Consider the following 8,610-nt stretch of genomic DNA (forward strand, 5'->3'; position numbering starts at 1 on the left):
AGGGCTGGATGAAGTCGTCGCTGCCGAGCGCTTCGTTCTGCAGGATGATCCCGGCCTTCGCGAGCGGCTACGGAATCCGGATAGTCTTCCGGACCTCGCCGTCGAGCGCCTCGCCCACGATGTCCTGGATCTCGGCATAGCCGGGCGCGCCGATGAGCAGCGGCAGCTCGGCCGAAAGGTCGTGCCGCCGATCGACCAGGCGAAGCACGGCATCGGCCAAGTCGTCGCGGTGCGCCGATGCCGCACGCAGCATCCCGTGATAAAAGTGCGAGATCACGCGATGCTCGTAGATCTGGGATATCTGCTGCGCGAGTAACGCCGAGCGCCCGTCGCCGTCGTAAACTCCGGCGGCGGGGAGGAAGACGACGGGAATCTTACCGCGCCTCGCGTGCAGCAGTGCTTCGGCAACAACTTTCGACTGTGGATACGCCTAGGACGCACCGATTGGCGACTCCTCGCTGATGCGCTCTTCCGGAGTGGCGGCAGGCTTATGAACCAGCATTGTGCTGGCGAAGACGAATTGCTCGACGTCGAACGACCGGAGCCCGTCAATCAGCCGGCGGGTGTCGTGCACGGTGGCCTTGTCGTAGAGCGGATTGGGGTTGCCCGTGATGTCATAGCCGATTGCCGACGCGGGCGGCCGCGGGTCTGGAGGACCGACACGATCCAGGCCGACAACCGTGTAGCGTTCCCTCGGCTGGGCAACTAGCGCGGCGGCTGTAAAGCCGCTCGCACCTGTGATGAGGACGACTTCGAGGGCGTCCTTGTCGCTCCCTGACCCACTGCGCTCACCGTCGGTCATCAATCTGCCACCCTCATTCATTGTGCTGCGGAACGCATACAGTCCCCCTGTACTTATGATCGCGAGGCGGGCGCGTGCGGATCACCGCACAATTGTTTTACGCGCCCGCCCCGCAAATCCCTTAGGCAAAATGGGGCTTTATTGCGTCACCGCGAAGCCGGCTTTCTCGATGGCCTGCTTGAGCTGCTGTACATCGGCCGTCGAGTTTACCGAAACGGTCTTTCTCGCCAAATCGATGTTGACGACGGCATTGGCATCGACGCGCTGAAGCGCGTTGGTCACACCGCGCGCACAGCCTCCGCAGGTCATTCCCTGAACTTTGAAGTCGATCATCTTCGTTCTCCCATAAGGTGGATGAAACAAATATGGGGCTTGACACTGTGTCAGGGTCAAGAGGTGAATTTAGCTGTTGACCTTGACACAATGTGAGGGACCATAAGGCCGTCGACTCAGTAGTGGAGACGACCATGAACGCCCGGGCGCAGCTGCCAATGCAGGCACAGACGAGAAGCGACGAAAGGCTGTCGCTGGCCATCGATGGCATGACCTGCGCGACGTGCGTCGGGCGGGTGGAGCGCGCCATCGCCGGGGTGCAGGGCGTTGCCGGCGTCTCGGTCAATCTCGCGACGGAGCGCGCGAATGTCGAGTTCGTCGATGGACGATCCGATGTCGCTGCCGTAGCCGATGCGGTTCTTGCGGCGGGCTACACCCCGGTGACACAGACGACCGAGCTGACGATCACCGGCATGACCTGCGCCTCCTGCGTCACCCGGGTCGAGAAGGCGCTGCTGAAAGTGCCCGGCGTCCGCTCCGCGAGTGTCAACCTGGCGGCCGAGACGGCGCGGATCGAAACGGTGGGTGGCGTCCCCACTTATGTCTTGGTCGAGGCCGTCGAAAGCGCTGGTTACACCGCATTCGCGCGCACCGGATCGGCGGAGGCGGAACGAAGCGCCGAGGACGCCCGCCGCGACGCAGCCGCAACAAGAGAGCTCCGCCACGTGCTGATCGCCGCGGCGCTGTCGCTGCCGCTGGTCGTTCCGATGCTGCTGGCCCCGTTCGGTATCGAGGTGGCGGTGCCGGGCTGGATCCAGCTGCTGCTCGCGACGCCCGTGCAGTTCTGGCTGGGCGCGCGCTTCTATCGCGCGGGTTGGAAGGCCGCGCGCGCCCGAACCGGCAACATGGACCTGTTGGTCGCGATCGGCACATCGGCCGCCTACGGGCTCAGCCTCTACCAGCTGCTGTTCGCGCCGATGCACGGCATGGATGCGCATTATTACTTCGAGGCTTCGGCCGTCGTCATCACCCTTATCCTGCTCGGCAAATGGCTCGAAGGCCGCGCCAAGCGTCAGACCGGAGAGGCGATCCGCGCGCTGATGGCGCTGCGGCCCGACCAGGCTCGCGTTGTCGGCACCGACGGCAGCGAACGAGAGATTGCCCTGGCGGAGGTGCGCTCGGGTGACCGCGTCCGCGTCCGGCCCGGCGAGCGCATCCCCGTCGATGGACGACTGATCGAGGGAGCAACCCATGTCGATGAATCCATGCTCACCGGAGAGAGCCTTCCGGTCGCCAAGGCCGCTGGAGACCCAGTGACCGGCGGATCGATCAACGCGGACGGCCTCATCCTGGTCGAGACGACGGCGGTGGGGGCTGAGACCACCCTCGCTCGCATCGTGCGCCTTGTCGAAAGCGCGCAGGGCGCCAAGGCTCCGATCCAGCGGCTCGTCGACAAGGTCAGCGCCGTGTTCGTGCCAATCGTCCTCGTCATAGCCGCGCTTACCCTCGCCGGCTGGCTGATCGCCGGCGCCGGAGTGGAAGTCGCGATCCTGAACGCGGTCGCGGTGCTCGTCATCGCCTGTCCGTGCGCGCTCGGCCTGGCCACGCCGACCGCGATCATGGCCGGTACGGGCGTTGCCGCGCGGGCCGGCGTGCTCATCAAGGATGCCGAGGCGCTGGAGACCGCGCACCGCATCAATGTCGTTGCGTTCGACAAGACCGGCACGCTGACCGAAGGCAAGCCCTCGCTGCTGGCCGGACTGCCCGCCGCCGGGGTCGAGCGCACCGATCTCATCGCGCTCGCCGCGGCGCTTCAGGCCGGAAGCGAGCATCCGCTCGCACGGGCCGTCATGGCGTGGGCCAGCTCGGAAGGCGTCGAACCCGCCCGCGCCAGCGGGATGCGCGGCCTGCCCGGCCGCGGGGTTGCTGCAGACGTCAACGGCCGCGACCTGATCCTCGGCAGCACGCGCTTGATGGAGGACGAAGCTATCGCACTGACGCCGCTGGCCACCGAGGCGGCCAGGCTGGAAGCCGAGGGACGGACGGTCTCCTGGGTTGCGGAGCGCGCGCCCGAACGCCGCCTCCTCGGCCTGCTGGCGTTCGGCGACGAGGTGAAGGCTTCCGCAGCGGCCGCCGTGGCGGCGCTGCATGGCCGCGGCATACGCAGCGTGATGCTGACCGGAGACAATGCGGGAAGCGCCCGCGCAGCGGCGGCCAAGCTCGGCATCGACGATTTCGTCGCCAATGTCCTGCCGGAAGGAAAGTCGGATGCGGTAGCAGCATTGCGGGGCGGGGACCGCACGGTCGCGATGGTCGGGGACGGCGTCAACGACGCCCCTGCCCTCGCTGCAGCAGATGTCGGCATCGCCATGTCAACCGGAACAGACGTTGCGATGCACGCAGCGGGCATCACGCTGATGCGGGGCGATCCGCGCCTGGTCGCGGACGCGATCGACATCTCCAAACGGACATATTCCAAGATCCGCCAGGGGCTGTTCTGGGCGTTCATCTACAACCTGGTCGGCATCCCGCTGGCAGCGTTCGGGTATCTAAGCCCGGTGATCGCCGGCGCGGCGATGGCGCTGTCGAGTGTCAGCGTCGCTGCCAATGCGCTGACGCTTCGCCGTTGGCGTCCGACAGCGGCTTGAGGAGACAATACGTGAATATAGGACAAGCTGCCAAAGCTTCGGGCGTCAGCCAGCGGATGATCCGCCATTATGAGGCGATCGGCCTCATCCCCAAGGCCACGCGGCGTGATTCCGGCTACCGCGACTATGACGAACGCGAGGTGCACATGCTGCGTTTCATCCGACGCGCGCGCGATCTCGGCTTCCCAATTTCGGAGATCGGCCAGCTCGTTGCGCTGTGGCAGGACGGCGATCGGGCGAGTGGTGAGGTCAAGGCCCTCGCGCTTGCACGAGCCGCGGAGATGGAGCGCAAGGAGCACGAGCTCCGAGCGATGCGCAAGTCGCTCGAAGATCTGGCGCGTCGCTGCGCGGGCGGAGATCGGCCAGATTACCCTATCCTGGACGATCTTGCGGTCGGAGTTCAACATGTTACTCTCCGTTGTGCGCAAGAAAAGGGTTGACCTTGGACGATGGTCCGAGCCGTAAGGACGGTGAAGTCCAAACCGCGGCGAGGGAAAGCGCCAAGAACCGCGTATATACAAGGGGAGGGGGGCGCATATGGAAGGAAAGACAATGCATCAGATCGATCCCGAGATGAAGGCGTGCATGGACGCCTGCCACGAATGCCATGTCACCTGCCTCCACATGGCGATGAACCATTGCCTTGAGGCGGGAGGCCGACATGCCGAGCCGCAGCACATGAAGATCATGGCCGATTGTGCGCAGATTTGCGCGGTCGCGATCGACTTCATGGCGCGCAAGTCCGAGCACCACCGGCATATCTGCCGCGAGTGCGCCGAGATTTGCCGGGCGTGCGCGTCGAGCTGCGAAGGGCTGGACGGCATGGAGGATTGCGTCGCCGCGTGTCGCAAGTGCGCCGACGCTTGCGACAAGATGGCCGCGTAAATGGCCCGAGGGCGGCGCTTTCCCCGCCGCCCTCCCGTTACATTGCGAGCCAAGGCGCGTGAGACGGTGCGATGCACGGTCAGGGTTGCGGCAACGCTTTAGAGAGGGGCGTTGTCTGCCCTGCCGCTAGTAGGCTAGCGGCCCGCCCGCCCGCGGCTTGGCGCGGCGGTTCCAGGCAAACCCGATCACGATCGCGGCAAGCATCAGGAGTTGTGCCAGCACCGACTGCAATGTCGGGAACAGGCCCAACATCGAGATACGTGGCACGCTGGCGAGCGGCATTATGTCGATGATTCCCGCCTCTTGGAGGGCAGCGACTCCCTTACCAGCCAGCACGACCGTCAGAGCGGCCATCAGCCACGAGCTGTAGCGGAAGAACTGCGTAATCGGCAGCGTCCGGCTGTAGCGGAGCATTGCCCAGGCGATGACGGCGAGAAGGCTGATCGCTGCGCCGGCCCCGGCCAGCAGCATCGCGGTGTTCCCCTGTGTCGAGAGCGCGGCGTAGAAAAGGATCGTCTCGAATACCTCCCGATAAACCACCAGGAATGCGAGCCCGAACAGGAACCATCCCGACCCGCCCGATAGCGCCCGTGACATTTTCTCACGGATATAGCGTTGCCACTGATCGGCCTGCGCCTTGCCGTGCATCCAGATTCCGACCGAGAGCAGGACCACGGCCGCGAACAGCGAGCCGAACCCTTCGGTCAGCTCCCGGCTCGCGCCGCTGATCCCGATCGCATAGGTGGCGACGGCCCAGGTAAGCCCGCCCGCGATGAGCGCCCCGATCCACCCGCCATGCACATAGCGCAAGGCTTCTGGCCGTTCCGCTTTGCGGAGGAACGCGATCATGGCGACCACGATCAAAAGAGCTTCCAGCCCCTCACGCAGCAGGATCGTAAAGGCCCCCAAGAAGGTGGACGCCTGCGTCGCGGCGTCGGGCGCGAGCGCCGCCTCGGCATCATCGAACAGGCCGCCCAGCACTGCCACTCGTTCGGCCACATCATCGGCCGACGTGCTGCTCTCCACAGCGGCGCGATATTCTCCCATCGCGCCTTCGATCCTGGACATGAGCGTCGGGTCGCGCGCCGAGAGCGTCGGTTCGATCGGCTCGAACCCGTCGAGATAGGCGGACAGCGCCAGTTCCTTTGCGCCGCGCCGGTCGCCGCGCCGGAACGCGGCGAGGCTTTGCGCAAGCTTGGAGCGAGCGACCGCGAGCGAGCCCGGGGCTTGTTGCATCACCTGATCGGGGTGGCGCCGCAGATAGGCGAGCACCGCGTCGGCTTTCGCCTGCCCGATGCTGCCCGCAAGCGCGGCGGGGGTGAGCGCGACCAGGGTTTTCAAATCGGGGATCCGCGCCCGCAAGCTCGGCTGGGACTTCCACAGCCGTTCGCCTTCGACCGCTTGCGCGTCGGTCAGGGCGAAGCTGCCAGCGCGGAACGCCAGCGCCCAGCGTTGATCGTTCGGCAGATCGGCGAAGCTCTGCATCGCGGTCCCGTCGATGCCTTGGCTTATCACCTGATAGAGCGCGAACACGCTGCGCTGGCGCGCCCGTTCGGCGTCGGTGAACGCGATCGGCGGCGGGTCGAGTCTGGCAGCGTCAGGCCCATGTCCGTCGCCGGTGAGGCCGTGGCAGGACGAGCAGCTTTGGACGTATAGCCTTGTTCCCATGGCGGGGTCGGGTGCCTTGGCGGGAGCGAGCGGCACCGGATAGGCCTTGAGCAGATCGGCGGCGAGGCCATGCGCGAGTGTCGCGACCTCTCGGGACGATCCCTTGCGGCCGATCACGGCTTCGAGCTGCGAAGCGCTTTGGATTAGAGATTGCCGCTCAGGCGTCGCGGGAAGTGCGCGGAGGCGCGTCGACACCCCAGCGGCGAACTCCGTCATCTCCGCGTATTCGGACGCGCTTATGACCGCGCCGTTGGCGACCGCACCGCCATAATCGACCGCCATATAGTCGAGCAGACGCCAAGCAGTTTGAACATCGCGGGTATCGGCCATCGCCGCAGCGGGGATCAACAGCAGCATAAGCGACGCGACCAGCGCGACCAGAGGTGACGGCATATGGGTGATCGATTCCAAGCTTCACTCGTCGCGGACTATGCGAACAACTCTCATTAGCAGTATTGGGCAGCGTGCGCGACCACCAATGGCAGGATGATGAACATCGCCGCCGGAGAGCTGGCGGGCGATCGTCTCCGGCGACAAGATCGTGACCGCGAACCCGGAGACGATCGGGGGGGTAGAAAAGCGGCAGCGAAGGCGCGTGACGGTGTGCGATGCGCGATCAAGGTTTTCGATGAGGCTAAGCAGTGATTGAAGATACTTTCAGATCACGTACTTGTCCCAGCTTGCATAATGCTCGGCGCTGCGCTTTCCCCTTGGAAAGCTGAGGCCGACGAGCGCAATGCCGGCTACGACCGAGGCCACGGCCCCAAGGTGACCAACGCCGTCGAGGAGGAAAGGCGCGGCCACAAGCCAGGCTCCGAACGCGACGTTGATCAGCCGCAGCGCGCGGGCAACTTCTGCGGTGGCGATGATCGCGACCGTGATGACCAGCGCACCCACAACGTGATCGCTGTTCGCCATACCGCCTTCCGTGCCGAACAGTATTCGGGTCAGCATCAGCAGGACGCCGATGACGATGCTCGCAGTCAGCGTCCATGGCAGGGTCAGTCCCTTCTTTGCGTCCGCCCAGAAGGTGCTTGGCGAGGCCATCGCGTCCGACGCGTCCACCGCTCCCGCCTCTATCGCGTCACCCTGGAAGAAGGTGCGGATCAGCGGTTTGCCTTGCCGGCGCGCCCAGAGAAGGAACTGACCCATCGCAATCACCTCGTCGAGCGCGAAGGGGATCATGATCAGCATGGCGAGCGCGGCGATCAGCGCCAGCGTGCTCCATGTGCCGATGACGATGGGCTGACTGATGATGAAATAGATGCTGATGACGCCGAGCGGGATGACAAGGATGCCGAAGAAGGTCACCATCCACGGCATGGTCCGCCAGCGGTCGCGGGTGCCCATTACCGCCATCAGGATCTCGAGGACATAGCTGACCGTGCCGAGCCCACCATCGGGAATCGGCCAGGCCTTGGACATGTCCGAGGTGATGATCTCCTCGGTGCCGTTGCGTGGATCGCTCAGGGAGCCGGCGAAAAACGGCTCCCAAACGCCGTCAATATGCCCCAGTTGGTAGGCGGTGAGGATGCGCGAGGTGAGAAGGCCGATCAGACCCATGGCGACGATCGGCAGCCGCTGTGCGTCGGTGGATGGCGAATAGGTCCAGCCGGGCGGGATGTTCTTGGGGTCCATCATGCCCGCCATGCTCATGCCCGGCATCATCGGCACGAGCACCGACAGGGCGATCACGGCCGAGCCGATGAGCAGGTTGTTGTTGTACTGAGCGGCGCTCGGGCTCCAGAAGATCAGCGGGGCGAAGAACAGCCAGATGCCGACGAACGCGACCGCCCACTGCGCCCATGTCTTGGTGCGCGGAACGAGCGACAGCGCGCCGAACAGCACGATGGCGAGGCCGCTGACGACATCGCTGATGGCCAGCGCGTTCGCCCGCCACTCGATCGACGGCAGCCCGCGATCAATAGTTACGAAGCGCGCCGCCTCGCCGACACTGTGAGTGGTCACGGAGTCGTAGATAAGCGGGCTGGAGGCGAGCCACAGCCCAAGACCGATGTTTGCGTAAAGAGCCCAGCGCGCACGGCGCTCGTCGCGGTCCATTATGGCCATGTGATCGCCGTGTGCACCGTGACCGGTCATCGCCATGTCCGCCGCGCCAGGTCGGTGCCCCATGGCAGCATGGTCCATGCTGCTATGGTCCGCAGCCCCGTGATCCATGTCGGCCATTCCACCGCCTGCCGCTGCGGGTTGTTGGCCCGGCGCTACAGGTTCGGCCTTTAGCTTATCGTGCCAGGCAACCAGATTCTCGTTAAGCTTGTTGTTCCGATACCAGGCCCGCGGGTGGCGCTTCAGCGCGGCGACGATCGTCGGCAG

Annotated in this window: 8 protein-coding genes; 4 read left to right on the plus strand and 4 right to left on the minus strand. The window is 65.2% G+C overall.

Going from position 1 to position 8,610, the window contains the following annotated elements; all coding sequences use genetic code 11:
* Nucleotides 1–316, plus strand: a 316-nt coding sequence (locus AX709_RS19120; RefSeq protein ID WP_231727451.1) for a hypothetical protein, incomplete at its 5' end; no start/stop codon positions are given.
* 114 nt (nt 317–430) lie between these two features.
* On the opposite strand, the gene AX709_RS19125 is transcribed toward AX709_RS19120, so the two are convergent.
* Both AX709_RS19125 and AX709_RS07195 read right to left on the minus strand, forming a co-directional pair.
* Nucleotides 431–805, minus strand: a complete 375-nt coding sequence (locus AX709_RS19125; RefSeq protein WP_231727452.1) for a hypothetical protein — start codon at nt 803–805, stop codon at nt 431–433.
* Nucleotides 806–940: 135 nt separating this feature from the next.
* Nucleotides 941–1,135, minus strand: a complete 195-nt coding sequence (locus tag AX709_RS07195; RefSeq protein ID WP_030541577.1) for a heavy-metal-associated domain-containing protein — start codon at nt 1,133–1,135, stop codon at nt 941–943.
* A 134-nt stretch (nt 1,136–1,269) separates the two neighbouring features.
* Here AX709_RS07195 and AX709_RS07200 point away from each other — a divergent pair, with 134 nt between their 5' ends.
* The 3 genes from AX709_RS07200 (at nt 1,270) to AX709_RS07210 (ending at nt 4,608) form a co-directional block, all read left to right on the plus strand.
* The gene (locus tag AX709_RS07200) at nt 1,270–3,723 is read left to right on the plus strand and encodes a heavy metal translocating P-type ATPase (RefSeq protein WP_066548237.1); all 2,454 of its coding nucleotides are present in this window, start codon (nt 1,270–1,272) and stop codon (nt 3,721–3,723) included.
* Nucleotides 3,724–3,734: 11 nt separating this feature from the next.
* Nucleotides 3,735–4,163: a Cu(I)-responsive transcriptional regulator gene (cueR, locus tag AX709_RS07205; protein WP_081856853.1), complete on the plus strand. Its 429-nt coding sequence runs from the start codon at nt 3,735–3,737 to the stop codon at nt 4,161–4,163.
* Nucleotides 4,164–4,275: 112 nt separating this feature from the next.
* Complete coding sequence (locus AX709_RS07210) at nt 4,276–4,608, plus strand: four-helix bundle copper-binding protein (protein WP_004212960.1); 333 nt, start codon at nt 4,276–4,278, stop codon at nt 4,606–4,608.
* A gap of 126 nt (nt 4,609–4,734) precedes the next feature.
* Here AX709_RS07210 and AX709_RS07215 read toward each other — a convergent pair whose 3' ends face one another.
* Nucleotides 4,735–6,669: a cytochrome c/FTR1 family iron permease gene (locus AX709_RS07215; protein WP_066548241.1), complete on the minus strand. Its 1,935-nt coding sequence runs from the start codon at nt 6,667–6,669 to the stop codon at nt 4,735–4,737.
* Nucleotides 6,670–6,933: 264 nt separating this feature from the next.
* Nucleotides 6,934–8,610, minus strand: a 1,677-nt coding sequence (locus AX709_RS07220) for a vitamin K epoxide reductase family protein (RefSeq protein WP_231727453.1), incomplete at its 5' end; no start/stop codon positions are given.

This window comes from Sphingomonas sp. CCH15-F11 (genome assembly GCF_001557005.1).
Lineage (GTDB): Bacteria > Pseudomonadota > Alphaproteobacteria > Sphingomonadales > Sphingomonadaceae > Sphingomonas.

Bases quoted from the DNA above. Each gene is read 5' to 3' on its own strand.
- AX709_RS07195 (WP_030541577.1), bottom strand. From the start codon at position 1,135: ATGATCGACTTCAAAGTTCAGGGAATGACCTGCGGAGGCTGTGCGCGC.
- AX709_RS07200 (WP_066548237.1), top strand. From the start codon at position 1,270: ATGAACGCCCGGGCGCAGCTGCCAATGCAGGCACAGACGAGAAGCGAC.
- AX709_RS07210 (WP_004212960.1), top strand. From the start codon at position 4,276: ATGCATCAGATCGATCCCGAGATGAAGGCGTGCATGGACGCCTGCCAC.
- AX709_RS07215 (WP_066548241.1), bottom strand. From the start codon at position 6,669: ATGCCGTCACCTCTGGTCGCGCTGGTCGCGTCGCTTATGCTGCTGTTG.